The sequence below is a fragment of the Rhodovulum sp. MB263 genome, from assembly GCF_002073975.1.
Classification (GTDB): domain Bacteria; phylum Pseudomonadota; class Alphaproteobacteria; order Rhodobacterales; family Rhodobacteraceae; genus Rhodovulum.
Map to the genome: position 1 here is coordinate 15,564 of NZ_CP020385.1, position 24,825 is coordinate 40,388.

The window sequence follows — 24,825 nt, forward strand, 5'->3', positions numbered from 1 at the left end:
CGGCCCCGCTAGCGGGCGCGGATGACGAGGACGCTGCCCGGCAGCCGCGAGAGCCGGACCGGCAGGGTGCGGGCGATGGTCTCGGGGGCCTCCTCGAGGCGCGAGAGGCTGAACATCGCCGTGACCGGGATCCCGGCCGCCGCCCGGCTGAGCATGACGGTCCAGCCCGCATTGCGGCCGAGCACATCCATCACCTCTCCCAGCGGCGCGGCGGCGAAGACCAGCCGGTCGTGGCGCCAGGCGGTCGCGATCCCGGGATCGACGGGTTGCGGGCGCGGCCGGGGGCCGCGTCCGTTCTGGCCCAGATCCAGCATCTGGCCCTCCTCGACGGTGGTCTCCTCCCGGTCCCGCCGGGCCAGGACCCGGTGCTCGGTGACGGTGAGGCTGACCCGGTCGGCCACCAGCCGCAGGTTGAAGGCGGTGCCGAGCGCGGTGAAATCGGCCCCGCCCGCGGAAACGACGAAGGGTCGGGCTGGATCGGGGACGACCTGGAAGAAGGCCTCGCCCCGGTGCAGGCTCAGATGCCGTGCGCGGGGGCCGAGATCGACCGACAGCGCCGAGCCCGCGGCCAGATCGACCCGGCTGCCATCGTCAAGCTGCAGCCGGCGGGTCTCGCCGGCCAGGGTGCGGTAATCGGCGAAGCGGCCGGGGCGGGTCAGCCAGAAGGCAAGCGGCGCCAGCAGCGCCGCGCCCCCGACCGCCACCATCGCCGCCCGCCGCGAGACCTGCCGCTGGCGGCGCATCTCGGCCGTGACAGGGGCGAGCCGGGTCCAGAAGGCCTGTGCCTCGTCCCAGGCGGCGGCATGTTCGGGCACCTCGTGCCAGCGCGCGAATTCGGCGCGCAGCCTGTCATCGGCGCGGTCGTCATTCAGGCGCACCAGCCATTCAAGGGCCTGATCGTCGGGTGCGCTCATGCCGGTTCCGGCATCGGCAGCGCCTTGCGCAGATCCGACAGCGCCCGCACGATCTGGACCATCACCGTATTGCGCGAGATCCCCAGCCGGGCCGCGATCTGGTCATAGGTCAGATCGTCGACCCGCGACAGGACGAAGACCTGCCGCCGCCGCGCCGGAAGGGCCGCAATGGCGCGCATGACCAGCAGGAGTTCCTCGCGGGCGATCATCCGCTCGACGGCGGCGGGCGCGGGGTCGGCAATGTCGGGCATCTCGTCCATATCCGCGCTGCGGCGCTGAACCGCCAGCGTGTTGAGCGCAAGATTGCGGGCCGAGCGCAGCAGATAGGCGCGCGGATCGCGGATCTCGCCACCGGCGGAGTCGCGCTCCAGCACGCGCAGGAAGGTCTCCTGCACCAGGTCTTCGGCAAGGGACAGGTTGCCGGTCATCGATGTCAGGAACCGCCGCAGGCCGGGCCGTTCCTTCATGTAGAGGCAGGCAAGATGGACAGTGTCGGTCATCGGGGCAGTCTCTGGGATCCGCTGGCAGGAGGACGGGATCGCCCTGGCTCTCAAATCCGACTAATTCAATCAGGCAAGGCTTGCAAGCGATCGCTGGGCGAGCGCGGACGGGGCGGGCGCATGGGTAGCCCGATGGCCTGCCGGGACGGGGAGGTGCCCGAATCCCGTGGGGCGAAGAGATCGCCACCGCCGACGGCGCCGTCGACACGCGCGCCAGCCACGCTGCCATTGCAGCCCGGGGCGCCGCAGAAGGTCGCGACGCGAGGTCGTGGACGCCGTAAACTGCCGGAGCTTCCGCGCGCAACGAGATCCTGCGCGCCTCGTCCGAGCCCGACAGATTCATCCTGAACCCGATCCACCAAATGCCGGGAGTGAACAGGTCTTGGGAGGACCGTATTCCTTCGCTGCATCGCGCCAGCGCTACCCATTGCGATTGAAGAAGATTATTCCGCTAAGACCACGGCGATCATCCACCCGGGGGCGGCCATGGCTCTTCGGGATTTTGGAGGATCAGAAAACAGTCCGGGGGAATGTTTCCCCGACAAACGGCTTGAGCCGTGCCATCTGCTCGTCCGTCAGCCGGAGAAGATTGCCCATCACACCTTCCCACGGTTGGAGAGCGTGAATCACGCAGCCAGTGGTGGCGCAAGCCGATCTCTGTCGCGTGCTGAAGGTCTGCTCTGCGGATACCAGGGCGGTTCACGGCTACAACCTCAAGCGCCTGCTCCCCGCCCTTGTGTCTATTTTCTGGAAAAGCAGTCAGACGGCGCAAATGAGTTCCGGTATCTTGCGGCGGTTGCCTGCCCCCGCAACCAAAAATGCCATCAGTGCCCTCCAGGCGCGCCACGCCTAGGGGCACGGCCGTGGTCGTTTGCACCTCGGCCCCTGTCTCGACCATGCCCCGGCGATCCCGCGCGCGTTCCGGCTGGTGCTGGCTGCCCGGCTCGAGGCTGATCCCGAGCTCGCCGTCGCGATCCGCGACAAGCTGTAGGGCTGGGCCAACCGCTCGGAGACCGGCGAGCTCTGCGTGCTGCACCGGGCGGCGGGACAGGAGGAGCCTGCCGGCAGCGCGCCCGCGCCTTTCCCCGGGCCCTTTTCCGGGCGCAAGGCGCTGCCTGCCGGGTCCGGCACGGCGCCCGGATCAGTTTCAGATCGACCGCCGCGAGGGGCGCGCCAGATGCATCGTCGCCAATGGCCGCCTCGAGATCCGGATCGCGCGCGTTTTCCCGGTCATGGAGCGTCGCAGGCTGGAAAAGGCGGTGCGGCTGATGCTGGATCAGCCGGGCTGACGGGCAGGGGACGGGGCAAGACCCCTCCCGGCGGGGAAGGTCCCTTGCGTCCGGCGCCGCGCGGCGGTCAGCCCGGTGCCATTCTCCTCGAGCCCGTTTGCGCCGCGTCCGGGAAGCGCCGCTGAGCGGTCGTTCCGCGCGCCCTTCCGGGCGCAGGCATCGGGAGCAGCGTCAGGGAGGGAGGCAGCCAATGGTGTCCCCAGCGCGCCTCCAACCGGCGGTCCGTGCTTCGGACCGTCACCGCGGGCGGGTGTTCCTTTCCAGAGTGCTCCTGTTCCGCCGCCGCGCCCTGCGCTGGAAAAGCGGTACAAAGCGGCATTCCCGAGACCGGGATGGTATGCACCTCGCGGAACCCGCCGAGATGCAGAATGCAGGCGATCCCCTCGATATCCCGTCGATCGGCCATGCTCGTCCCGAGCTTCAAGGCGTTTTGTCCCTGCTGCGGTTCCGTCACGATACAAGCCTCTGCCGGCGTTGTGCGATGCAATCCGCCGCAGCCCTTGCGACAACGAGGCCGCCTTGCCCCCGCGCATCCAGAGGGGCATCGCGGCCCGGAGGAGGCTCATCGGCGCCCCGTCCTTGCTCCGAAGACCGTCGCATCCGTGCAAGGCATGGCGGGCGCGGTCTTCGCCTGCGATGCGGCCGGCCCGGGAAATGGCTTTGTCCCGTTATCTTTCGTCACGGTTCAAGACGGAAAACAGCCCGCCCGGCGGGCCATGCCGGGCAAGCCTGCGACTGTCGGGTGCGCCCGCAGGATCGGACAGGTCCGGGAGGCGGTGGCAGCGTCGCCAGATCGGGCCACCCCCGCCCCGGGTCAATCTCGGCGGTCGATGTCGGCGCGCGGCTACATTCCCCCGGATTTCGCCTCGGCCACCATCTCCGTCACGCGGCGGCGCAGGGTCTCCGGGATCTGCTCGTCGTTCAGCGCCAGAAAGCCCTGTACGATCAGGTCGCGCGCCGCGTCCTCGGCCATGCCCGAGGCCACGAGATAGCTCAGCTTCTCGCTGTCGATCATGCCCACCGAGGCCTCATGCGACAGCTGGGAGCCCTCGGCCAGGGCGCGCAGCGAGGGCACGGCGCGGATCTCGCCGCTTTCCTTCAGCTTGAGCCCGTCGCAGCCCAGGAACCCCTCGCTGCCCGCGGCATCGCCGATCAGAAGCGCCTCGTTGACGATGGTTCCGCCCGCCGAGACCATCCGCGTGACGTCCTTGGATTTGGCTCCGGTCGCGGCTAACCGGGTTTCCGAGACCAGCACCCGTTCGGTGCCCTCGGGCGCGAAGACGATCGCTTGCGAGACGGCAGAGGCGCCCGCCCCCAGCGTCGAGACCGAGCGGCTGCTGTGATGGCGGACCGGCGACATCATGATCGCGGTTGCGCTGCTGGTCGCGGTCGCGTCGAGCTGCGAATAGCCGTAGGAATAGACCTCCATTTCCGGGCCCCAATGCTCGATCGTGACCGAGCTGCATCTGGCGCCCTTGCGCAGATAGGTTTCGCCGATCGAGATGTGGCGGCCCTTGCGCAGGTCGGCCGGCACGCCCGAGCCCGAAACCATCTCGACCTCGGCACCCTCGTCGATCAGGGTGATGTCATGGGTGAACTGCCGCGCCTGGGGCGTTTCCATCAGGGTGAAGCTCTGCACCGGCAGCCGCACCCGGGCGCCGGGCCTGACCCAGATGAAATGGCCGAGCGGGTCATGCATGTGCTCGGCAACCAGCCGGATGTGGTCGTTCTCCTCCGGATCGACCAGCCCGAACATCAGCCCCTGCACGAAGTCATAGCTCTTCAGCGCCTCGGCCAGCGGCAGGATCACCACGTCGGGATCGTTCGACAGCGCCATGCGCATCCGGTGATCGGCCAGAACCGAGGTGCCGGCGCGGGTCGTCTCATCCGCGAAGCCGACATCGTGCAGGATGTCGCGTTCGGCATTGGTCAGATCGTTTTCGGGGGTCGTCGCCAAGTCCATCTGTCTCTCCTTCTGCTTGGCCCGCGCTCAGGCGGCGGCGGGCACGGTGTAGCCATGGGACCGGACATGCCGGAACAGCGCCCCGGGATCGCCCGAGTGCAGCAGGCGCCCGTCCTTCATGATATGGGCGCGGTCGGCCTCGACATGGGACAGGATCAGCCCGGTATGGGTGATGACGAGGCCCGCGCGGGACCGTCCCTTGCGGTCGGTGCTGCGGGTGATCCGGCGGATCGCCTGTCCGATGGCGCTGACATGTTCCAGATCGACCCCGCTTTCGGGCTCGTCGAACAGCATCAGGCGCGGGTCCTGCAGGAACAGTTTCAGGATCTCCCAGCGCTTGATCTCGCCGCCCGAGAAACCGACATTCATGTCGCGGGTCACGAAATCGGACAGATCCAGTGCCGCCGCCTCGCGCGCGAGGATATCCGAGGCGCCAAGGGCCGCGGCAAAGGCCGAGACCGAGACGCCGCCCAGGCTGGGCGGGCGCTGGAAGGCCATCCCGATGCCCAGCCCGGCCCGGTCCTGCAGGCTCAGATCGCGAAGCGGCGTGCCGTCGAAGCGGATCCCGCCGCCGGTGATGCGATAGCCGGGCAGGCCGAGAATGGTGGCCAGCAGGCTGGACTTGCCCGAGCCGTTCGGGCCGAGAAGCACATGCAGCTCTCCGTCGCCCAGTGAAAGGTTGATATCGTGGAGAACCGGTTGCCCGGCCACCTCGACGCACAGGTCGGAAATCTCAAGCATGGCCCCTCACATGATCGATGCGCGGTTCGGCCTGGCTTGAGACTCTTGTCGCTGGGACCGGCAGGAAAAGCCTAACCGCGATCCCGAGTGTTTCAATCAGAATTGAGGTCTGGCGACTGCGTCAAATCGAGCCCCCCGGGCGGCGCTCGGTGGGGAGCGGCCTCATGCGGGAAAGGCAATCCGTAGAAAGACATAAGGAAAACAGCAGCCTGCATTGCCCAGCCGGGACCGGCGACGACCGACATATCCGCCTTGCTGACGGCGCGCCGCGGCACGGGGCAAGGGACAGTCGCGCCGCGATCACGCCGCGCGACGGCGGCCCGCTCCCTGCTCGCCCGACCGACAGGGGGCTGCGCCTTTGCCATGGGCGGGCGGCGGATCCGGGGCTTTCTGCCCGGACGGGGCCGTCCCCTGCCGGTTCAGCCCGGCCCCCGGGCGCGCCGCCCCCTGTTCAGTTGCGGGGCGGCGGGGCCGGGCTCGGCTGGCGCCGGGCCACCGATGGCAGGGTCAGCCAGGGCCCGACCTTCAGCAGGAAGCCCGTGAAGGCCAGGGTCCAGAGCGTGCCGCTCAGAGCCAGCCCGCCAATGGCGCCAAAGCCCTGATCGGGCAGGACCGCGCGTGTCACCGCCGCCGCGCAAAGCAACAGGAACGCGGCGGTCAGCAGCCCTCCGGCCTGAAGCGGCCGGCCGGTATGGCCCATCGAGGCCCGCATCATGACGGCCAGCGTCATCCCCCCGATCGCGCCGATGCCCAGCAGGTGCAGCCCGGCCACCGGCGCCCCCAGCGCCAGCGCGGCAAATCCCAGCGGCAGGAACAGATAGGCGATATGCAGGGTCCAGAGGATCGGTGCCCGCCCACAGCGCCAGCCCCGCCAGCGCGCCAGCCGCACCAGATGCAGACCCGCCAGCCCGGCAAAGGCGGCGGACAGGCCGGGCAGGCCCGGCGCGAAGGACCACAGGGTCAACACCGCGGCGCTTGCCAGAAGCGCCAGCCGGTCGAACCGGCCGAAGGGCGCGGGCAGGGCGCCCGGCCCCTGCCGGCTCAGCCAGTTCCGGGTGAAGCTCGGCACGATCCGCCCGCCGATCAGCAGGATCAGGAAAAGGGTGCAGGCAAAGCCCGCGCGAATGCCGATATCGGCCGCGCCCCGCGTCATCGCCTCGACATGGAAGGTCGCATTGGCGGCGGCCATCAGCCCGACCGGCACGATCACCGCGAGGTTGCGCCAGTTCCGTCCCGCGACGATCTCGATCAGGGCGATTGCCGCCACCGCCAGCAGGAAGGACAGGTCGAGCGCCATCACCGCCCAGGCGGGCAGGGCGATCACCCCCGCGACGGCCAGTCGTGCCAGCAGCCACAGCCCGCTCAGCGCCACCAGCGGCAGGCCGCGTCGGGGCATCCGTCCGGTCCAGTTCGGGATGGCGGTGAACAGAAAGCCCGTCAGGACCGCGGGCACATAGCCGAACAGCATCTCGTGGATATGCCAGTCGCGCGGGCCGAAGGGGCCGGCAATCGCGGCATGCCCGGCCCAGACCGCCAGCCAGAGCGGGATGACCGCCGCCGCGAACAGCGCAGCCAACAGGAAGAACGGCCGGAAGCCGTAGGAAAACAGGGCAAGCCGCGACAGTCTGGTCATGATGGTTCCTTTCCGGATTGGGCGGGGCTCTGCCCGGATTTGCGGCCCTGCGAAGACCTCGTCGCCGCTGTCAAGGCATCCGCGCCGGGAGTTCCCCGAAGGGCCCGGCCGTCCCGGCAGGCTGTTGCGTCCCGGCCAGGCCGATCCGGGGCGGCACCGCCATGCCGCTTGCGAGGGGCGGCGCGCGCCTGGCGCCGGGGATGTTCGCACCGGGGATAGCCGGGCCGGTACCGCGCGGCCCGGGGCCCGTGCCGCCGCCAGTCGTCCGGCGAGTGGGCAGCCTCTCGTCGAGTTCCGGGGCATCCGGCCCGTTCCCGGGTACGAAAGGCCGCCCCGCAATGTCGCCGCGGCCGGGCCTTGTCCCCTTCCGGGAGAGCGCCGATGCGGCACGGGCGATGGGGCTGCCGCAACAGGGGGGACAGCAGATGTCGCAGGGGAAGCCTCCTTTCGCCGTCATATGCGTTTTCATGCCTTCCCTTTTGCGCTGTCGCGGGCCAGACCTCATTGCGTTTCGACAAATTCGGGGCCGGTTCATGGTCGCAAAACTGGATGAAAGCCTGTTGCAGGATGTCGGCCCGTTCCGGCGGCTCGACCGGGGACAGATCCGCGAGATCCTCGATCTGGCCACCGCCCGGCGTTTTGACGAGGGCGCGGCCGTGTTCCGCGAGGGCCACCCGGCAGAGCGTTTCCATCTGCTTCTGGACGGCGTGATCCGGGTCATGCGCATCACCGCCGAAGGCACGGCGGTGACCGCGCTCCATATCCCGTCGGGGCAGCTTTTCGGGATTGCCCGGGCGCTCCGGCGCGAGAGCTATCCCGCCACGGCGATCTGCGCGCGGGACTGTCTGACGCTGTCCTGGCCGATGAGCCTCTGGGACGGTTTCACGGCCCGCTATGACGGCTTCGCCGAAGAGGGCTACAGGACCGTCGGCACCCGCGTCGGCGAGATGAATGCGCGGCTGATCGAGATGGCCACGCAACAGGTGCAGCAGCGCGTGGCGGGGGCGCTGTTGCGGCTGATCGCGCAGTCGGGCCGCGAGGTGGAGGCGGGGATCGAGATCGCCTTTCCGGTGACGCGGCAGGACATCTCGGACATGACCGGCACGACGCTGCACAGCGTCAGCCGCCTGCTGAGCGCCTGGGAAAAGGCGGGCATCGTGGCCAGCCGCCGGCGCCATGTCACCGTGACCGATCCGCAGCGTCTGGGGCTGATCGGCGACGGACGGTAAGCCGCACCGCCGGGCGAATGGGCGCAGGCCCCGCGCCCCGGACCCGGCCGCCGGGCGACACCGGGGGAGGGGCGGAAAGACATCGGAGACATGTCGCGAAAGGTGGCATCGGCGCATGTTCTCGGCGCGAGGGGCCTGTTCGCGATCCAGGCGCCGGGCGGAGCGACGGCCTTCCGAATCCAGGCCTTGTCGGCGTCTGCCTTGGAGGTCTGGCGCCCGGCCGGAGAGCGGCGCATCCCCGGCCGGTCGGGACCCTCTGCGGCAGATCCCGGCGAAAGGGCGCCCGCAGGAGACAAGACGGGCCTGCCTCCGTTCCGGGCGCCCCGCCCCGTCCCCTTTGCGTCAGGTTTCGCCCCAGATCGCCTCGGCGCTCTTCACGACCAATTCCAGCTTGCGCTTCTGGTCGTCCTCGGTGATCTCGTTGCCATGCTCGGTCGAGGCGAAACCGCATTGGGGTGCGACGCCGAGCTGGCCGATATCGACATATTTCGACACCTCGTCATATTTCGCCCTGATCCAGTCCAGCGATTCCAGCTTGCCGGTCTTGGTGGTGATGAAGCCGGGCATGACCCGCTTGCGGCCCTTCGGCAGCGCGGCCAGCGGCTCGAGCCCGCCGGCCCGCCCGGTGTCGTATTCCATCAGGTAGATATCGACCGAGGTGCCGTTGAAGATCGCGTCGGCCGCGACGTGATAGCCGCCCTCGGCCACATGCGAGGAGCGGAAATTGCCGCGGCACATATGCATCCCGATCACCATGTCGGCCGGGCGATCCTTGATCGCCTCTTCCAGCATCCAGGCATATTTGCGGATCAGCGCGTCGGGATCCTGGCCCATGGCGCGGCGCTCCTCGCGCTGGGTCTCGTCGCCGAGATAGGCGAAGAAGATGTCGTCGAGCTGCAGATAGCGGCAACCGACATCGTAGAAGGCCCTGACCGCCTTGCGGTAGGTCGCGGCGATGTCATGGAACATCAGCTCCTGATCCAGATAGGGCTTGTGCTCGATATTCTCGGGAACCATCCGGTAATGGCAGGCCGAGGGCCCCGGGATCGAGATCTTGGCGATGCCCTCGCCCGGCGCCACCAGATCCCTGACATAGGTGAAATGCCGCAGCATCGGGTGATCGGCGGGGAAATCCAGCGGCCCGGTCAGATGCGCCTCGATGGGCGGGGTCTTGTGCTTTGTCTGAAACGGCAGGCTGCGGGTCGAGGGCTTCATGTCCAGCCCGGTCAGCATCCCCATGAAATCGTAATGCCAGAACTGGCGGCGGGCCTCGCCATCGGTGAAGACCTTGAGACCGGCGGCCTTCTGCATCGCAACCATGTCGGGGATCTCGCGGTCCTCGACGGCGCAGAGCTCGGCGCCTTTCAGGCCCTGCATCCTGGCCCCGGCAATCGCCTGCGGGCGCAACAGCGAGCCGACATGATCTGCCCGAGGAAGCGCAGGGCGGAGGGAGGAGGTATCTTCGGTCGTCATCGTGACATGCCTTTCGAACGGCCCGCGCTCGGCGCGCGCCGGAACTGGAAACGAAACCCCGCGACCGGCGTCGCGGAGCGGCGGTGTCACCTTTGCGGAAGGCCGCTCCCGGCACGCCCCACGCGGCCGGAACAGGTGATCGGTCCAGGCAGGTTTCCTGACTCGCGGATGAGCGCCTTGCCCGGCCTTCCCGGCGCGCGCGGCCAGTGGCATTGTCGGGCAGGCTGTCCGCCTACAGTTGCGGGGGCAGTTCCGGCTCCGGCCGACGGGCCGTCCCGGATTCCCTTTTCACCGGACATCGATCCGGCACCTGAACCGCGCCAGAGATGCGAGAGCGGCGCGCGACTGTCAATGCGCCGGGCTTTCAGAAGTTTTCATGACAATGATGAGGGCGCTGCAGGTTCCGCACCTGACCCGGCCCGGTCAGCGCGGTTTGCGCGGCCTGACATAGAGTTCCAGCTTGTGGCTGACGATCTCGAAACCGTGCTTGCGGGCGATCTCTTCCTGCAGCCGCTCGATCTCGTCGGATCTGAATTCGACCACCTCGCCGGTCTCGAGATTGATGAAATGGTCGTGATGCTGTTCGGGGGCCGGTTCGTAGCGCAGGCGTCCGTCCTCGAACATGTGGCGTTCGATCAGCCCCTTCTCGGCAAGCTTGTTCATCGTCCGGTAGACGGTGGCGATGTTGATCCCCGGCTCGATGGCGGCGACCCTGCGATGCAGCTCTTCGACATCGGGATGATCCCCGGCCGCATCCAGCACCTCGAGGATGACCCGGCGTTGCCCGGTGATGCGAAGACCGTGCCGCCGACAGATGTCGAGCAAGGACTCGGGGCTGGCTTTGGTCATGGGGCGTCCGCTCCGTCGGTGATGTCCTGTGCCCGACACCGGAGCGGGCCGGTCGGGCTGAAGCGATGCCATAGCATGAACGCGTGGCAAGGTCATCCGGCTTGACGACAGGCAGGGCCGCCGGACCCGGGCGGCCGGGAAGGCAGGCAGGGGGTGGCAGGCCTCCGGTTGCGGGCTGCAATTGCAAATAACTTGCAACAAGCCATGGGGCTGCTATCTGTATCTGCGACTCTCTTGCAACTGGGCGGCCCGTGCAGGGCGATTGCCCGAACCCTGGAAAGGACGGTCCATGAGCCTGAAGATGACAGGCCTGATCGGGGTGGCGGCTACGGCCGGGCTGATGGCGGGCGCCGCACTTGCGGATGCAGACCGGATGAAGGTGGTGACGACCTTCACGGTCCTGGCCGACATGGCCCGGCATGTGGCAGGCGATGCGGCCGATGTGGTCTCGATCACCAAGCCGGGGGCCGAGATCCACGGCTATGAGCCGACGCCGCGCGACATCCTCCGGGCGCAGGATGCCGACCTGATCCTGTCGAACGGCCTGAATCTCGAGCTGTGGTTCCAGCAGTTCCTGGACCATCTCGGCGACGTGCCCTCGGTCACGCTGAGCGAGGGCATCGACCCGATCCCGATCGCCGAGGGCGCCTATCGGGGCAAGCCGAACCCGCATGCCTGGATGGGGCTCGAGACGGCGCTTGTCTATGTCGACAATATCCTCGACGCCTTTGCCGAGCACGACCCCGCCAATGCCGCGACCTATGTCCGGAATGCCACCGCTTACAAGGACGCGCTGCGCGCCACGCTCGAGCCGCTGAAGGCCGAGATCGCGACCATTCCCGAGGCGCAGCGCTGGCTGGTCACCTGCGAGGGCGCGTTCAGTTACCTGGCGCGGGATTTCGGGCTGAAGGAGCTGTATCTCTGGCCGATGAATGCTGATCGGATGGGCACGCCGCAACAGGTGCGCGCGGTGATCGACGGGGTCAGGCAGAACGATGTTCCGGTGGTCTTCTGCGAAAGCACCGTCAACACCGCCCCGGCCGAACAGGTCGCGCGCGAGACCGGCGCCAGATATGGCGGGGTGCTCTATGTCGACAGCCTGTCGGAACCGGGCGGACCGGTGCCGAGTTATCTCGATCTGCTGAGGGTCACGTCGCAGACCGTGGCGGACGGGCTGAGTGCAACCGCGAACTGACGCCCGGTGGGGCAGACGGCCCTGCCGGGGCGCGACATCCGGCGGGGTCTTTCCGGGAGGAGGGACGGCATGAAGGATGAGCTGAAGACGGACGGGGCGCCGCCGCCAGATGCCGCGAATCCCGACGCCGCAGACACCGCGGGCGGCATCGAGGCGCGCGGGGTGACCGTCACCTACCGCAACGGCCATACCGCGCTGCGAAACGCCTCGTTCCGGATCCCGCGCGGCACCGTCACCGCCCTTGTCGGGGTCAATGGCGCAGGGAAATCCACGCTGTTCAAGGCGATCATGGGCTTCGTGCCGGTGGCGCAGGGCGATATCCGCCTGCTGGGCCTCGGCGTGAAGGAGGCGCTGCGCCGCAACCTCGTCTCCTATGTGCCGCAATCCGAGGAGGTGGACTGGTCCTTCCCGGTTCTGGTCGAGGATGTGGTGATGATGGGCCGTTACGGCCATATGGGCTTTCTGCGCCGGCCCGCGACGGCAGACCGCGCCGCTGTCGATGCCGCGCTCGGCCGGGTGGGGATGCTCGAGTTCCGCCACCGCCAGATCGGCGAGCTGTCGGGGGGCCAGAAGAAGCGCGTCTTCCTGGCCCGCGCGCTGGCCCAGGACGGGCAGGTGATCCTGCTCGACGAGCCCTTCACAGGCGTCGACGTGAAGACCGAGGACCAGATCATCGCGCTTTTGCGCGCGCTGAAGGACGAGGGCCGGGTGATGCTGGTCTCGACCCATAATCTGGGCTCGGTGCCCGAATTCTGCGACCGCACGATCCTGGTGAAGGGCACGGTGCTGGCCCATGGTCCGACCGAGACCACCTTCACCCGCCCCAATCTCGAGGCGGCCTTCGGCGGGGTTCTGCGCCATTTCACCCTGGGCGGGCCCGATCTGCACGAGGATGACGACAGCCGGCAGGTCTCGATCTTCACCGATGACGAGCGCCCGCTGGTGCAATATGGCGAGCGCACCCGCAAGGCGGAGACGCGGGAATGACCGCGCTTCTGGAGCCTTTCGCCTATGGCTACATGACCAACGCGATGTGGGTCTCGGCGCTGGTCGGGGGTGTCTGCGCCTTCCTGTCCTGCTACCTGATGCTGAAGGGCTGGTCCCTGATCGGGGACGCCCTGTCGCATTCGGTGGTGCCGGGGGTGGCCGGGGCCTATATCCTCGGGCTGCCCTTCGCGCTTGGCGCCTTTCTGTCCGGCGGGCTGGCAGCGGGGGCGATGCTGTTCCTGTCGGACCGCTCGGGGCTGAAGACCGACGTGGTCATCGGCATCATCTTCACCTCCTTCTTCGGGCTGGGGCTGTTCATGGCCTCGGTCAACCCGATGTCGGTCTCGATCCAGACCATCACCATGGGCAACATCCTCGCCATCACCCCCGGGGACACGCTGCAGCTGGCGATCATCGGCATCGTGTCGCTGACGGTGCTGGTGCTGAAATGGAAGGACCTCATGGTCACCTTCTTCGACGAAAGCCATGCCCGCTCCATCGGCCTGCGCCCGGGGCTTCTGAAGGCGGTGTTCTTCGTGCTGCTCTCGGCCAGCGTGGTGGCGGCGATGCAGACGGTCGGGGCCTTCCTGGTGATCGCCATGGTGGTGACGCCGGGCGCGACGGCCTATCTGCTCTGCGACCGCTTCCCGAGGCTGATCCTGACTGCGGTCGGCATCGGTGCCGCGACCGGCTTCGCGGGCACTTATCTCAGCTACTTCCTCGACGGCGCCACCGGGGGCGTGATCGTGGTGCTGCAGACCCTGATCTTCCTCGCGACCTTCCTTCTGGCACCGAAACACGGGCTTCTGGCCGCCCGGCGCAAGGCCGCAGCCGCCCTGACGGCGGAGGGGGCGTGATGCTCGACACGTTTCTGATGCCGTTCCAGTTCGGCTTCATGCAGAAGGCCTTCGCGATCGCCCTGATCGTCTCGGTGCCGACGGCGCTGCTGTCCTGCTTTCTGGTGCTGAAGGGCTGGGCGCTGATGGGGGACGCGGTCAGCCATGCGGTTCTGCCGGGGATCGTGCTGGCCTATGTCGCCGGGCTGCCGCTGATCCTGGGGGCCTTCGCGGCCGGGATGCTGACCGCGGTCGCCACGGGGTTCCTGTCCGGAAACAGCCGGATCAAGCAGGACACGGTGATGGGCGTGGTATTCTCGGGCATGTTCGGGCTGGGGATCGTGATGTTCGTCGCGCTCCGGACCAATGTGCATCTCGATCATGTGTTGTTCGGCAACATGCTGGGCGTGGGGGCCGGGGATCTCTGGACTGCGGGGGCGATTTCGGCCTGCGTCAGCCTGGTGCTGGTCGTGAAATGGAAGGATCTGATGCTTTACGCCTTCGATCCGGCCCAGGCGAGAGCCTCGGGCCTGCCGGTCGGGTTGCTGCATTACGGCCTGCTGGCAATCCTGTCCCTGACCATCGTGGCGACGCTTTCGGCCACCGGGCTTGTGCTGGCGGTCGGGCTGCTGATCTCGCCGGGGGCCATCGCCTTCCTGATCGTGCGGAGCTTCGGGCGCATGCTGGCCGTGTCGGTCCTGGTCTGTGCCGTGGCGATGCTGGGCGGAACCTATGCCAGCTTCTTTCTCGACAGCGCACCGGCGGCCACGATCATCCTGGTGCTGACGGGCCTGTTCGTTCTGGCCTTCCTGCGCCGCCTGCAGCAAACCCGGGCCGCGTCCCGCAAGGCCGCTTGACGCGCCCCCACGCCCTTCCGCCGACCTGCCCCTGAGGGCCGCCGCGCGCGCCCCGGGCGATGCAGCTCTGACGGAGGTCGGCGGGGCCGGTGTCATGCGCCCCCGAACAAGTGGACGGCGCGGCTGTGGTTCCGGTCGCTGACGGGCGCCTGCGGTTGATCTGCCTGGAAAAGCCCCGGCCCATGGGCGATGGCGCCGGGCGGTATGGGCGCCTCCTGCCCGCGTGATCCAAGGGGGCGGGGCCGAAGGATCGTCCAGCCACCCCTGCGGTGCCACGCCCCCGGAGATCTGGAGACCCAGCATATCAGGTGCCTGAAGACCGAGCCCATCTCCGGGGCAACCAGATCCGCGAAGAAGACCTCGCGATTTGCCGCGGGGGCGAAGTGCCGTGCCCGGTGCGGCTGGCCGACGGGCTTTCCCCTTCCGGGAAGGCCGCGGGCGGTCGAGGATCGCTTCGCATCCCGAGGGCGGCGCAGAACGAGCTGTAGCGCGGAACAGGTGCGAGGCGCCTGCACCGGCGCGGCCCGGTGCAGGAAGGGGGCTGCTTGATGGCTGAGGCGGCGAAATGCAAGGAAACCTCGCGAATGCGTCCCGGGGTGTCAGGGCTGCCGCACCAGGAGTTTTACGCATCTGCCGCCGGTCCCATGGCGTCGGCGTGATGCTGCCAATGATCGTGACCCCGGAATAAAATCCCGTCTCAAGGGTTGCCATGACAGGCCCCGCGTTACTACCTTAGCGGTATTAAAAGAGGGTATTTCATGAGTGGCTTCTTCCGTCAGGACGCCCGCATGGGCCGGATTTCCACGGTTCTGGGGCAGGATGTCCTGGTGCTCCGCCGGTTCGAGGGCGTCGATCATCTGAACGCGCTGTTCGACTATTCGGCCGACTGCCTCGCCGCCTCGGCCGACATCGATTTCGACCGGTTGATCGGGACCCATGCCACCGTCACCCTCACCACGAAGGAAGGCGAACGCCCTTTCGACGGCATCGTCACCGAGGCGCGCTGGCTGGGCTCGGGCGACAATGGCCACCGCTACCGGCTGCGCCTGCGGCCCTGGGCCTTCCTCGCCAGCCTCCGCCGTAACCAGCGGATCTTCCACAACAAGACCGTGGTCGAGATCCTGACAGAGCTGCTCTCGGCCTATGCGGATGCGGGCGCGCTGACGGTGGAGCTCGCGAACGATTACCCCGAGCTCGAATATACCGTGCAGTACCGCGAGAGCGACCTGGCCTTCGCCTGCCGGATGATGGAGCGGCACGGGATCAGCTACCATTTCCGCCACGCGGACGGCGCCCATGAGATGGTGCTGACCGACCAGGTCGAGGCCCATGACAGCATCGGCGCGCGGCCCTTCCGGCCGGCCGAGGGCCACCACCAGGAGGAGGTCTCGCATTTCCGCGCCTGGCGGCCCGCGCGGCGGATCACGACCGGCGCCATCCGGCTGACGGACTACAACTTCAAGACCCCGGTGGCGGCGATGGAAACCGACCACCTGGGCGACGCCGCCTACGAACAGGGCCAGATCGAAAGCTTCGACTGGCCGGGCGATTACCTCGATCAGGGCCGGGGCCGGGTGGTGGCCGAGCTGCGCGCTGCGGGCGAACGCGGCCAGGACCGGCGTTACGAGGCCGAGGGCGATATCGTCGCGCTTGGCGCGGGCCTCCGGGTGACGCTGTCAGGCGATCCGGTGCCCGGGACCGGCGGCGAGTACATGTGCCTGAGCGCCCGGCACTCCTACACCGCCGACAACTATGGCTCGGGCGGGTCGGACGATGGCGACGGCCGCGCCTATGACGGGCAATATGTCCTGATGCCGGTCGAAGCTCCGCTTCTGCCCGAACAGAAGACCGCGCGGGCCGATGTGCGGGGCCCGCAGACGGCGACGGTGGTCGGCGAAGGCGAGATCGACTGCGACGAATACGGGCGGATCCTGGTGCGGTTCCACTGGGACCTGGACGAGGCCTGGTCGATGCGCTGCCGGGTGTCGCAAAGCTGGGCCGGTGCGGGCTGGGGCGGGATGGTGATCCCGCGGATCGGCATGGAGGTGGTGGTCGAGTTCCTCGACGGCGACCCCGACAAGCCGCTGGTCACGGGGTGCGTCTATAACGGCCGGAACCCGGTGCCCTATGATCTGCCCGCCAACAAGACGGTCTCGACCTTCAAGTCCGACACCCATCAGGGCGCGGGCTATAACGAGTTCCGCTTCGAGGATGAGAAGGACCGCGAAGAGGTCTTCCTGCATGCGCAGAAGGACCACAACACCATCATCGAGAATGACGAAAGCCATTCCATCGGACATGACCGCTCGAAATCGGTGGGCAACGACCAGTCGGAAGCCATCGGCCATGACAAGACCATCTCGGTCGGCAACGACCATCGCGAATCCATCGGCCAGGACATGTATTACACCGTCGGCCGCAACCAGCAGGAAGATTACGGCAAGGACCACATCCACCGCGTCGGCAATATTCACAAGCAGTCGGTCTGGGCCGATCACCTCTACGAGGTCGGCCGCAATTACCAGGGCGAGGTCGCGGGCAAATATGTGCTCGATGTCGGGACCTCGATCACCAACAATACCGGCAAGCACACGCTGATGGCCTTCGAGAGGTTCCAGATCAAGGGGCCGGGCGGCAAGATCACCATCGACGGCTCGGGCATCACGCTGGAAGCGGCCAATATCCGGCTCAAGGGCAATGTCTCGGTCGGCGGATCGGGCTCGGCCCAGGTCCCGACGCTGAAGCTGGCGGCCAAGGAAGGCCTGCCGCTCTGCGAGGAATGCGCCGCCATCAAGGAGGAGGTCTGATGCGCCAGATCGCGCGCGTCGGAGATACCCATGTCTGCCCGCGCAAGGGGCATGGGACCAATGCCATCGTGACGGGCGGCTCTGCGCTGATCGACGGCCGGCCGGTCGCGCGGGTCGGAGACAAATGCGCCTGCGGCTGTGTCATCGTCTCGGGCGCGTCGCAGATGACCTGCGACGACCGTCCGGTCGCGGTCCTGGGCTCCAAGACCTCCGGCGGCGGAACGATCGTTTCGGGCTCGCCGAATCACAAGACGATGTGACCGTGGCCCGGGGCCGCCGATGACGGTCCCGGCGGAAAAGGAAGCAGAGGCGCCCCTGGCCGGACACTCCCGAAAGCGGGTCGAGGCTCTTTCGGGTTTGGCCGCATGGTTCCTGTCAGTCACCGACAGACTGTGCGCCGATCCGGCTGACCCTCTCCTTCCCGCCCCACTGCCGAATCTCAGCCGGGATCGACAAGGGCAATGACGGATTCCGTGGCTTCTGCCATCGTGCCGCGTCGGACAGGCCTGCCCCAGAGGCCGGGCCTGTCCGCCCTTCGCCAGAGCGGCTTGACCTGCATTGCGGAGGCGAGGGGGCCGTAACGGAGGGCGGCCCTTGGAGGATAGGCCCGGCCGCATCGCGCGGGCAGTCTGCGCGGAAAGCCGCCGGTTGGCGCTGTCTTCAAGGGGGGGCATCAAGGGGGCGCGGGCAGCTCTCCTCGAAATCCGCCGAACAATGCGTTAACCAAGCAATACTGTTGTTTCCCAGGGAGATAAGCGATGCGCCTTCCCCGTCTCACATTTGCTGCAGCGGTTGCTTTCGCTGCCACGGCCTCCGCCGCTTCGGCACAGGAGACTCTGAGCGAAGAACAATGCTTCGCGGTGCTGGACGCCATGTCGAAGCTCGAGCTGTCGATGGTCGGAAAGGTGCCGCTCGAGGACGCCCGCGCGGCGCTTTCCGGGCTTCAATCGACGGTTCCGGAAAGCGTCTGGCCGCGCATCGATGACCTGGTGGCGGTCGCGGAGGCCGCACAGGGACGAGAACCGGGCGATCCGGCGCATCCGATGGCGACCGGGCAATTTCAGCAGGCCAGCACGTCCTATCGCGAAGCGCTTGCACCATATTGCCCCGGGTTCCACCTGGATTACTAATGTCGCGCCATGGGGCGGGTCAGCCGCGAACCTGGCTCCTGGACGCCTGCGCCGCGCGGCGGCCCGGATCGGCGACCGGGGCACACCGCTCGGGGGCCTGCTGCCGACTTTCCCATCTCCTGTCGCTGCCCCCGCGCTGTGAGGCAAACGGGCTCTGTGCCCTCCGCTGCGATTCGCCTGATCGGCGGTTTTACGTGTTCAGGCGCAATAAGGGTCCGCGATCTGGCAGGAAACGCGACCTTGCCTGAATAGCCGGCACTGTCGGAAGACCGCCGTTTCCGTGCATCGGGACGAATGACCGGCGTCGTGGCCGGGGGCGGCGGATCTGCGCTCCCGAAAGCGCGGCTTGCGCCCGGCAATGCCTGGTGCGGAGGCATCCGGGCCCGCGCTCGTGGCGGCTGTTTTGTTCTGGCCAGACGAGACCGGAGAGTGGCTTTGATGGCGGCAGGACAGGCCCCGCATCGACGGCGCCTCCGGCGCGGCGCTGCAGGCAAAGGTGACGCTAGGTTAATTTTAGTTGAAATATTCTACTGATTCCCGCCATGATTGAGACAAAGCGGAGGGGATCGCATGGAACGGGCACCGCTGCCTTCGGTCAGGTTCGGGACGGCGTCTGAACTGCGCGCGGCGCTGGTCGGCTGGATCGGCGCAACCGTGCCGGGCTGCCGGGTCGGCGCGCCCGGCGAGAAAACCGGAAACGACGCGGGCGGAGAGGGCCTGCGGGCGGTGCTGCGGCTGGGCGACATCGCCCCCGTTCCCCATGGCGAGGGCCGCGACCTGGTGCTGGCCCGGGCGAGCTACCGGCTGGATCTGGCAGCCGGGGGCATAGCCGAGGCCGAACAGGCGCTGGTCGATCTGATCCTCGGGGGCGCGGGGCATCCGGCCTTCGCGGTCGAGGCCGTGGCGCAACCCGATGCGCCGCTGCCGGGGCTTGCGATCCGGGCCTGTCTGGAACGGCGCCGTGCAGCGCCGGCAGCGCCGCCGGTCAGGATCCACAATGTCGAACTGCGCCCGGGACGACACCCCGGGGAACGGGAGACGGGATAGCGACAGGGGCCGCGCAATCGGGGCCCGTTCAGGGGGAGGGGGACGGCAATGGTGATGACGGTAGCGGCGCCCGGCGTCTATGTTTTCGAAGAGAAGCTGGGCCCGAGGACCATCGAGGCGGTCGGCACCAGCGTCGCGGCGCTGGTGGGGCGGGTGCCCTTGCGCGGGGTCGCGGCGGGAACCCCGGTCCCCGTCAACGGCTGGATGGAGTTCCGCCGCCGCTTCACCGACGAGGACAGCTCCAGCACCGATCTGAGCAATGCCGCCTTCGGCGCCTTCGCCAACGGGCTGCGGCGGCTTTGGGTGATGCCGACCGAGGCCGGCTCCGAGATCTCGGATGACGATCTGCGGCCGCTCGAGGGGATCGACGAGATCGCCATCGTGGCAGCGCCGGGCTATGCCACCAAGGCCAGCCATGACGCCCTGGCGACCCATGCGATGCGCTGCAGCGACCGCTTTGCCCTGTTCGATCTGCCCAAGGACGCGCCGGTCGAGGCGATGACCGAGGTCGGCGGCGCCACCCGGCGCGGGGGGGCCGCGACCGATGGCGGTGGCGACGGCCCCGCCCCTGCTCCGTCTTCGGCCCCGTCTTCGGCCACGGCCAAGGCGGTGCGCCCCTCCAGCATCGATTGCGGCGCCTGCTATGCGCCCTGGCTGCTGATGCAGGACCCGCTGAAGCCCGGCGAACGGGTGCTGGCGCCGCCCTCGGGGCATGTGGCGGGGATCTATGCCCGGGTCGACGCCACCCGGGGCGTGCACAAGGCGCCCGCCAACGAGCTGGTGCTGGCCGCCATCGATGCCGAGCGCCGGATCACCCGCCAGCAGCAGGAGCTGCTGAACCCGCGCGGGGTCAACGCGATCCGGTTCATGGGCGGAGGGCTGAAGGTCTGGGGGGCGCGGACGCTGTCCGAGGATTCGCTCAACCGCTACGTGCCGGTGGTACGGCTGGTGCTGATGATCAGGGAATCGATCGAACAGGGCACGGGCTGGGTGGTGTTCGAGCCGAATTCCTATCCGCTCTGGGAGGCGATCAAGCTCGACGTGCGGGCCTTCATGACCCGGCTCTGGCGCTCCGGCGCGCTGGTCGGGCGGACCCCGGACGAGGCGTTCTTCGTGAAATGCGACGAAGAGACCAACCCGCCCGAGATACGCGATGCGGGCCGGGTCGAGACGCTGATCGGCTTCGCGCCGGTGCGACCGGCCGAATTCGTGATCTTCCGGCTGGCCCAGGTCACGGCCGGGGCCGAGCCCGCCTAGGGCCGGCATGAGGGCAGGGCGCGGCCGCAAGGCCGGGTCCGGGACAGGACGAGGAGGGGGACGATGCCTGAAAACGCCACGGCCGCGCGGCCCGAGCCGCTGCGCAACTACCAGTTCTCGCTGCAGATCCAGAACCGCGAGATCGCGGCCTTCACCGCCTGCACCAATCTTGGGATGCGGATCGCACCGATCCGCTATCGCGAGGGCGGCGCCCATGAGGCGGTGCGCTGGCTGACCGGCGACACCGAATATGGCGAGGTCTGCCTGCGCTTCGGCGTCACCAATTCGACCGAACTCTGGGACTGGATCATGACCGCGGCCGCCGGCGCGGTCGAGCGGCGCAATGTGGCGATCATCCTCTATACGCCCCGGGGCGACGAGGCCTTGCGCTACAACCTGACCGCCGCCTGGCCCTGCGAATGGGCGGGCGCGCATCTGGACGCGCTCGATCAGGGCGTGGCCTATGAATACGTCAAACTGGTCTTCGAACAGATCGCGGCGGTGCCGCGCGCCGCGGCGGCGACCTGAGATGACCGGGCGCCAGGGCTTGCTGGCCGGGACGGTTTCGGCGCTGGGGCGGATCCTGGGCCGGATCGCCCTCCTGCTGTCGAAGCGCGGCGGGGCGGCGGCCGCCTCCGGGGACGGGCCGGGGCCGGGGGACGGGCGGCCACCCGCCCATTGGCTGGCCGCGATCCGCGCCGCCGCGCCCGACAAGCTGGACGGCCCCCGGCTGATCGCCGATTTCGCGGGCGGCATCCCCAACCGGAGCGCCGGGCCGGAACGCGCATCGCCGCCCTCTGCGGCCCCTCCAGTAGGCGTAGAGAGGAGGGCAGCGGAAAGCGGGGCCATGCCAGTCTCTGCGCCGGTATCTGTGCCGGTATCTGTGCCAGTATCTGACCCCGGGTCTGCGGCCTCTGCCGCCTCCCCGCCTTCGGCGACGCCACTTGCGCCTGGCGCACGGGGCCCGCACCCGGCCTCTCCATCGGTGACCCGTTCTCCCGCCGCGCGGTCGCGCAGCCCGTATCCCCGGGTCTCGGTTCTGCCCCCGACCTCGCTGGCGGCTGCGGCGGTCCTGGCAGAGACGGAGCGGGCGGCGCGGGAGGGCGCTCCGGCGACGCCGCCGCGCCGGAACCCGTCGGTGCATGTGCTGCCCTGGCCGGCCCCTGCCGTCCCCTCGATGCCGAGTGAGGACCCTGACGCAGGAGCGGCCCGGGAACGGGCAGGTCGCCATCGGGCGCTTTTGGGTACAGACCAGAGCCGGGGCCGCGAGGAGGGACAAGGCGACAGAGACGGCGAGGGACACCAGCGGCCACAGGGCGGACAGGCTGGGTCTGAGAAAGGGCAAGGCGACTGGCCCGACGATTGGCAAGGACAGGGGCAGGCCGACCCGCATCCCGGGACCTCGATGCCTCCGGATCCTCCCTTGCCTCTGCCGGAGCACGCGGCCCCTGCTGCGGTCTCGCATGTCGTCCCCGCGCCTGTTCCGCCGGGCTTCCCACCGGGCCTCCCCCTGCAGCCGCGACGGTCGGGGCGCGCGGAGGCCTGCGCCGGGACGGTCCGCCTGCCGGTCCGGGCCCCGGGCGTCGATCCGACCCCCGCTTGCGTCCCCGCGCTCGCGGCGGACGGACCGCGCGCAACCCCGCCCGCAACCCCGACCGTTTTCGGGACGAGGGAGGCCGGGCCGGCAAGCATCGCCGATGCGGCCGGGCGGTTCCCGGCCCTGGATCCGGTGCGCGAGGCCGATCCGCTGCCGCCCTTCGAGCGGCGGCTGGACGGTCCCGAGTCGCGCCGGGCGCGGCTCATGCGCGAGCAGGGAGGTGAGCTATGGACCGTGTGATGCTGCTGGTCGACGAGACCGGGGACCAGATCTCGGCCCTCCTGAACCCCGCAAGCCTCAGCTTCCGGCGCCAGTCCGGGCTGCGTCCCCGGCGCCGGATCGGCGCGGCCGTGGTCGGCGGGACCGGCCGCGACGCGCCACTGGTCTTCGCGGGCGACGCGGTCACCGAACTCGAGCTGGAGCTGCTGTTCGATGCCGATTTCGCGGCCCCTGCCGGTCCCGGCCCGTCCACCCCCGCCCCCCGCGACAGTCTTGACGTGCGGCGGCTGACCGCGCCGATCTGGCGGCTGTCCGAGGCGGCGGACGCGCGCGGCGAGGCGCTGGACGACCTGCCCCAGCTGTTCCTGATCTGGGGCCGTGCCACCAAGCTGCGCTGCCGCCTGATGGGGCTTTCGGAACGGCTGGAACGGTTCGACGCGGTGGGCATCCCGCGCCGGTCCTGGCTGGCGCTGAGGTTCCGGGTGTTCCAGGAGGCCGAGGAGGACCCGCGCGGCTATCTGCCTCTGCCCGCGCCGGTTCTGGCAAGCTTCCCGGACGAGGCGCCGGTGCCGGGGGCGCTGGCGGGGCCGCCCGACCCGGATCTGCCCGGGCTGATGATGGACCGAAGCCCCGGCGTCACCGTGACCGGCGGCGCGCGGCTCGATGAGATCGCCGCGCGCTGGCTGGGCTCGCCCGCCGACTGGCGCTGGCTGGCCGTCCTCAACGACCTGACCGATCCGCTGCGGCTGGAGCCCGGCAGCGTGCTGAGCCTGCCGCCGCCCGGCGCCGCTCCGGGCGCCCCGACCACGGGGGCCGCGCCATGACCGAGATGCCCCGCCCCGGCCGCGATCTGGAACGCAAGCTGACGGTGCGGCTCGACGGCGTGCCGCTGGCGCCCGCGGCGGTCGATGCCCTGACCGGGATCGAGCTGCGCCAGACCGCCTCGGCGCCCGCGCTTTGCGAGCTGTCCCTCGAGGCGGGCGGCACTCTGCCGCTGGATCCGGGCGCACTGACGGGACAGCGGCTCGAGATCGCGGCGGGGCCGGGGGCCGTGCTGTTCGAGGGCAGCATCGGCGCGGTTGCCACGGGCCGGGCGCGGCCGAACCGAAGGACACTGCGGATCAGGGCGCATGACCCGCTGGTGGCGCTCTATCGTTCCGCGCTGCCCGCGCGGCACGAGGCCGACGGGCTGGATGCGCTGGCCCGCGCGATCCTCGGCCGCCACGGGCTGACGCTGCGGTGCGAAAGCGGGGCGCCCTGTCCGGCGGTGCTGTTGCAGCACGGCACCGACGATCTGCGGTTTCTGGCCCGGCAGGCGGCGAAGCTGGGCTTTCATCTGGCCGCCGAGGGCCGGGCCGTCGATCTGTTCGGCGCGGACGGGCTGGGTGCGCCCTTGCAGCTGTCCTTCGAAGGCGGCTTGCTCGAGGCCGAGATCGAGGAGAACGCGCTTGCGGGTTTTGCCGCCACCCGGCTGACGCTGTGGGATACGGGGCCGAACCGGCCGCTTGCGGGGGAAAGCCCGGGCGCTGTGCCGGGCCGGGCGGGCGAGGTCACGCTGGCGGCGGAGCTTTACGAGCCGCCCGTTACCGCGGACTGGCTGAGCGGCACGCGCGCGGCCCAGCATGGCTCGGCCGCGCGCCGGATCTCGGGCGTGGCCCTTGGCGATGCCGCGCTCAGGCCGGGGCGGCGGATCACGCTTGGGCTGGAGCCGGGTCGGACCGCCGGGGGCACCATCGCCGAGACCCTGCACCGGGTCGAACCGGGGCTGGGCTGGGTCACCGAATTCCGCACCGGGCTGCCCGCCTGGGTGCCCTCCGGGGGCATGCTGGCGGCGCCGGGCAGCGTGTCAGAGGTCTCGGGCGGGGACGATCCGCTGCTGCGGCTGAAACTGGACCTCTGCGACGGGCTGGAAACCGACTGGCTGGCGGTGGCTTTGCCCGGCGCCGGGGCCGACAAGGGCATGATCGCGCTGCCCGAACCGGGCGACCGCGTGCTGGCGCTGGTCTTCGCCGAGAACCCTGCCCATGGTTTCGTGCTGGGCGGGCTATACGGCGAACAGCAGGTGCCGGGGCTGGGGCGCGGCCCGGACGGGGTGCGGCCCTATCTTCTGCGCACGCCGCGCGGCCAGCAATTGCTGCTGAGCGACCGGGGCGCCCGGGTCGAGCTGCGCGCCAGCGGCGGCAGCCGTCTGACCGCCGGGCCGTCCCGGACCGAGCTGCATTCGGCGGGCGATCTGGTGATCGAGGCGCCGGGCCGGGCGATCACGATCCGGGCGGCAAGCATCGGTTTCGAAGAGGGGTAG

General features: G+C 69.2%; 20 protein-coding genes, 2 pseudogenes and 1 riboswitch. Of the genes and pseudogenes, 14 read left to right on the forward strand and 8 right to left on the reverse strand.

Annotated features, from left to right (window positions below):
* Positions 1–8 precede the first annotated feature (8 nt).
* Both B5V46_RS18225 and B5V46_RS18230 read right to left on the reverse strand, forming a co-directional pair.
* Positions 9–914: a FecR domain-containing protein gene (locus B5V46_RS18225; protein ID WP_080618122.1), complete on the reverse strand. Its 906-nt coding sequence runs from the start codon at positions 912–914 to the stop codon at positions 9–11.
* Positions 911–1,414, reverse strand: a complete 504-nt coding sequence (locus B5V46_RS18230; protein ID WP_080618123.1) for an RNA polymerase sigma factor — start codon at positions 1,412–1,414, stop codon at positions 911–913. Before B5V46_RS18230 ends, B5V46_RS18225 begins: the two co-directional genes overlap by 4 nt.
* Positions 1,415–1,569: 155 nt before the next feature.
* Here B5V46_RS18230 and B5V46_RS20615 point away from each other — a divergent pair.
* A pseudogene (locus tag B5V46_RS20615) lies at positions 1,570–1,692 on the forward strand (IS5/IS1182 family transposase); the annotation flags it as partial.
* Positions 1,693–1,837: 145 nt separating this feature from the next.
* Here the strand turns inward: B5V46_RS20615 and B5V46_RS20950 are convergent.
* The 4 genes and pseudogenes from B5V46_RS20950 to B5V46_RS18255 form a co-directional block, all read right to left on the reverse strand.
* Positions 1,838–2,011, reverse strand: a pseudogene (locus tag B5V46_RS20950) (transposase); the annotation flags it as partial.
* 1,536 nt (positions 2,012–3,547) lie between these two features.
* Positions 3,548–4,666: a SufD family Fe-S cluster assembly protein gene (locus tag B5V46_RS18245; RefSeq protein WP_231119339.1), complete on the reverse strand. Its 1,119-nt coding sequence runs from the start codon at positions 4,664–4,666 to the stop codon at positions 3,548–3,550.
* Positions 4,667–4,693: 27 nt separating this feature from the next.
* Complete coding sequence (locus B5V46_RS18250; protein WP_155774198.1) at positions 4,694–5,407, reverse strand: ABC transporter ATP-binding protein; 714 nt, start codon at positions 5,405–5,407, stop codon at positions 4,694–4,696.
* Positions 5,408–5,858: 451 nt separating this feature from the next.
* The gene (locus B5V46_RS18255) at positions 5,859–7,040 is read right to left on the reverse strand and encodes an NnrS family protein (RefSeq protein WP_080618125.1); all 1,182 of its coding nucleotides are present in this window, start codon (positions 7,038–7,040) and stop codon (positions 5,859–5,861) included.
* A 533-nt stretch (positions 7,041–7,573) separates the two neighbouring features.
* Here B5V46_RS18255 and B5V46_RS18260 point away from each other — a divergent pair.
* Positions 7,574–8,269: a Crp/Fnr family transcriptional regulator gene (locus B5V46_RS18260; RefSeq protein WP_155774199.1), complete on the forward strand. Its 696-nt coding sequence runs from the start codon at positions 7,574–7,576 to the stop codon at positions 8,267–8,269.
* A gap of 342 nt (positions 8,270–8,611) precedes the next feature.
* Here B5V46_RS18260 and B5V46_RS18265 read toward each other — a convergent pair whose 3' ends face one another.
* Positions 8,612–9,742, reverse strand: a complete 1,131-nt coding sequence (locus tag B5V46_RS18265) for a 5-methyltetrahydropteroyltriglutamate--homocysteine S-methyltransferase (RefSeq protein ID WP_080618126.1) — start codon at positions 9,740–9,742, stop codon at positions 8,612–8,614.
* Between the two features lie 129 nt (positions 9,743–9,871).
* Positions 9,872–10,071: riboswitch (cobalamin riboswitch) on the reverse strand.
* Between the two features lie 94 nt (positions 10,072–10,165).
* Positions 10,166–10,591, reverse strand: a complete 426-nt coding sequence (locus tag B5V46_RS18270) for a Fur family transcriptional regulator (RefSeq protein WP_080618127.1) — start codon at positions 10,589–10,591, stop codon at positions 10,166–10,168.
* A gap of 289 nt (positions 10,592–10,880) precedes the next feature.
* On the opposite strand from B5V46_RS18270, the gene B5V46_RS18275 reads away from it, so the two are divergent.
* From B5V46_RS18275 to B5V46_RS18335, 12 genes are all read left to right on the forward strand, one after another.
* Positions 10,881–11,786, forward strand: coding sequence for a metal ABC transporter substrate-binding protein (locus B5V46_RS18275; protein WP_080618128.1), 906 nt, complete (start codon positions 10,881–10,883; stop codon positions 11,784–11,786).
* A gap of 69 nt (positions 11,787–11,855) precedes the next feature.
* Positions 11,856–12,773 carry a manganese/iron ABC transporter ATP-binding protein gene (locus tag B5V46_RS18280; protein ID WP_080618129.1) on the forward strand — a complete coding sequence of 306 codons (918 nt, stop codon included), beginning with the start codon at positions 11,856–11,858 and terminating at the stop codon, positions 12,771–12,773.
* A complete protein-coding gene (locus B5V46_RS18285) occupies positions 12,770–13,630 on the forward strand; it encodes a metal ABC transporter permease (protein ID WP_080618130.1) in 861 nt (286 codons plus the stop codon). The genes B5V46_RS18280 and B5V46_RS18285 overlap by 4 nt, the downstream gene beginning before the upstream one ends.
* On the forward strand, positions 13,630–14,466 hold the full coding sequence (locus B5V46_RS18290) for a metal ABC transporter permease (RefSeq protein ID WP_080618131.1): 837 nt from the start codon (positions 13,630–13,632) through the stop codon (positions 14,464–14,466). Before B5V46_RS18285 ends, B5V46_RS18290 begins: the two co-directional genes overlap by 1 nt.
* Before the next feature lie 758 nt (positions 14,467–15,224).
* Entirely contained in the window at positions 15,225–17,273 is a 2,049-nt protein-coding gene (locus B5V46_RS18295; protein ID WP_080618132.1) for a type VI secretion system Vgr family protein, read from the forward strand.
* Entirely contained in the window at positions 17,273–17,533 is a 261-nt protein-coding gene (locus B5V46_RS18300) for a PAAR domain-containing protein (RefSeq protein ID WP_080618133.1), read from the forward strand. Before B5V46_RS18295 ends, B5V46_RS18300 begins: the two co-directional genes overlap by 1 nt.
* A 498-nt stretch (positions 17,534–18,031) precedes the next feature.
* Complete coding sequence (locus B5V46_RS18305) at positions 18,032–18,403, forward strand: hypothetical protein (protein ID WP_080618134.1); 372 nt, start codon at positions 18,032–18,034, stop codon at positions 18,401–18,403.
* Between the two features lie 570 nt (positions 18,404–18,973).
* Positions 18,974–19,450: a hypothetical protein gene (locus B5V46_RS18310; RefSeq protein WP_080618135.1), complete on the forward strand. Its 477-nt coding sequence runs from the start codon at positions 18,974–18,976 to the stop codon at positions 19,448–19,450.
* Between the two features lie 48 nt (positions 19,451–19,498).
* On the forward strand, positions 19,499–20,707 hold the full coding sequence (locus tag B5V46_RS18315; RefSeq protein WP_231119340.1) for a phage tail sheath subtilisin-like domain-containing protein: 1,209 nt from the start codon (positions 19,499–19,501) through the stop codon (positions 20,705–20,707).
* A gap of 63 nt (positions 20,708–20,770) precedes the next feature.
* The gene (locus tag B5V46_RS18320; RefSeq protein ID WP_042465649.1) at positions 20,771–21,235 is read left to right on the forward strand and encodes a phage tail protein; all 465 of its coding nucleotides are present in this window, start codon (positions 20,771–20,773) and stop codon (positions 21,233–21,235) included.
* Between the two features lie 1,296 nt (positions 21,236–22,531).
* Positions 22,532–23,347 (forward strand): hypothetical protein, encoded by an 816-nt coding sequence (locus tag B5V46_RS18330; protein WP_080618137.1) that lies wholly within the window; start codon positions 22,532–22,534, stop codon positions 23,345–23,347.
* Positions 23,344–24,825, forward strand: coding sequence for a phage baseplate assembly protein V (locus B5V46_RS18335; RefSeq protein WP_080618138.1), 1,482 nt, complete (start codon positions 23,344–23,346; stop codon positions 24,823–24,825). Before B5V46_RS18330 ends, B5V46_RS18335 begins: the two co-directional genes overlap by 4 nt.

Coding starts and splice junctions, on each gene's coding strand:
- B5V46_RS18225 (WP_080618122.1), bottom strand. CDS start 914: ATGAGCGCACCCGACGATCAGGCCCTTGAATGGCTGGTGCGCCTGAAT.
- B5V46_RS18230 (WP_080618123.1), bottom strand. CDS start 1,414: ATGACCGACACTGTCCATCTTGCCTGCCTCTACATGAAGGAACGGCCC.
- B5V46_RS18245 (WP_231119339.1), bottom strand. CDS start 4,666: ATGGACTTGGCGACGACCCCCGAAAACGATCTGACCAATGCCGAACGC.
- B5V46_RS18250 (WP_155774198.1), bottom strand. CDS start 5,407: ATGCTTGAGATTTCCGACCTGTGCGTCGAGGTGGCCGGGCAACCGGTT.
- B5V46_RS18255 (WP_080618125.1), bottom strand. CDS start 7,040: ATGACCAGACTGTCGCGGCTTGCCCTGTTTTCCTACGGCTTCCGGCCG.
- B5V46_RS18260 (WP_155774199.1), top strand. CDS start 7,574: ATGGTCGCAAAACTGGATGAAAGCCTGTTGCAGGATGTCGGCCCGTTC.
- B5V46_RS18265 (WP_080618126.1), bottom strand. CDS start 9,742: ATGACGACCGAAGATACCTCCTCCCTCCGCCCTGCGCTTCCTCGGGCA.
- B5V46_RS18270 (WP_080618127.1), bottom strand. CDS start 10,591: ATGACCAAAGCCAGCCCCGAGTCCTTGCTCGACATCTGTCGGCGGCAC.
- B5V46_RS18275 (WP_080618128.1), top strand. CDS start 10,881: ATGAGCCTGAAGATGACAGGCCTGATCGGGGTGGCGGCTACGGCCGGG.
- B5V46_RS18280 (WP_080618129.1), top strand. CDS start 11,856: ATGAAGGATGAGCTGAAGACGGACGGGGCGCCGCCGCCAGATGCCGCG.
- B5V46_RS18285 (WP_080618130.1), top strand. CDS start 12,770: ATGACCGCGCTTCTGGAGCCTTTCGCCTATGGCTACATGACCAACGCG.
- B5V46_RS18290 (WP_080618131.1), top strand. CDS start 13,630: ATGCTCGACACGTTTCTGATGCCGTTCCAGTTCGGCTTCATGCAGAAG.
- B5V46_RS18295 (WP_080618132.1), top strand. CDS start 15,225: ATGAGTGGCTTCTTCCGTCAGGACGCCCGCATGGGCCGGATTTCCACG.
- B5V46_RS18300 (WP_080618133.1), top strand. CDS start 17,273: ATGCGCCAGATCGCGCGCGTCGGAGATACCCATGTCTGCCCGCGCAAG.
- B5V46_RS18305 (WP_080618134.1), top strand. CDS start 18,032: ATGCGCCTTCCCCGTCTCACATTTGCTGCAGCGGTTGCTTTCGCTGCC.
- B5V46_RS18310 (WP_080618135.1), top strand. CDS start 18,974: ATGGAACGGGCACCGCTGCCTTCGGTCAGGTTCGGGACGGCGTCTGAA.
- B5V46_RS18315 (WP_231119340.1), top strand. CDS start 19,499: ATGGTGATGACGGTAGCGGCGCCCGGCGTCTATGTTTTCGAAGAGAAG.
- B5V46_RS18320 (WP_042465649.1), top strand. CDS start 20,771: ATGCCTGAAAACGCCACGGCCGCGCGGCCCGAGCCGCTGCGCAACTAC.
- B5V46_RS18330 (WP_080618137.1), top strand. CDS start 22,532: ATGGACCGTGTGATGCTGCTGGTCGACGAGACCGGGGACCAGATCTCG.
- B5V46_RS18335 (WP_080618138.1), top strand. CDS start 23,344: ATGACCGAGATGCCCCGCCCCGGCCGCGATCTGGAACGCAAGCTGACG.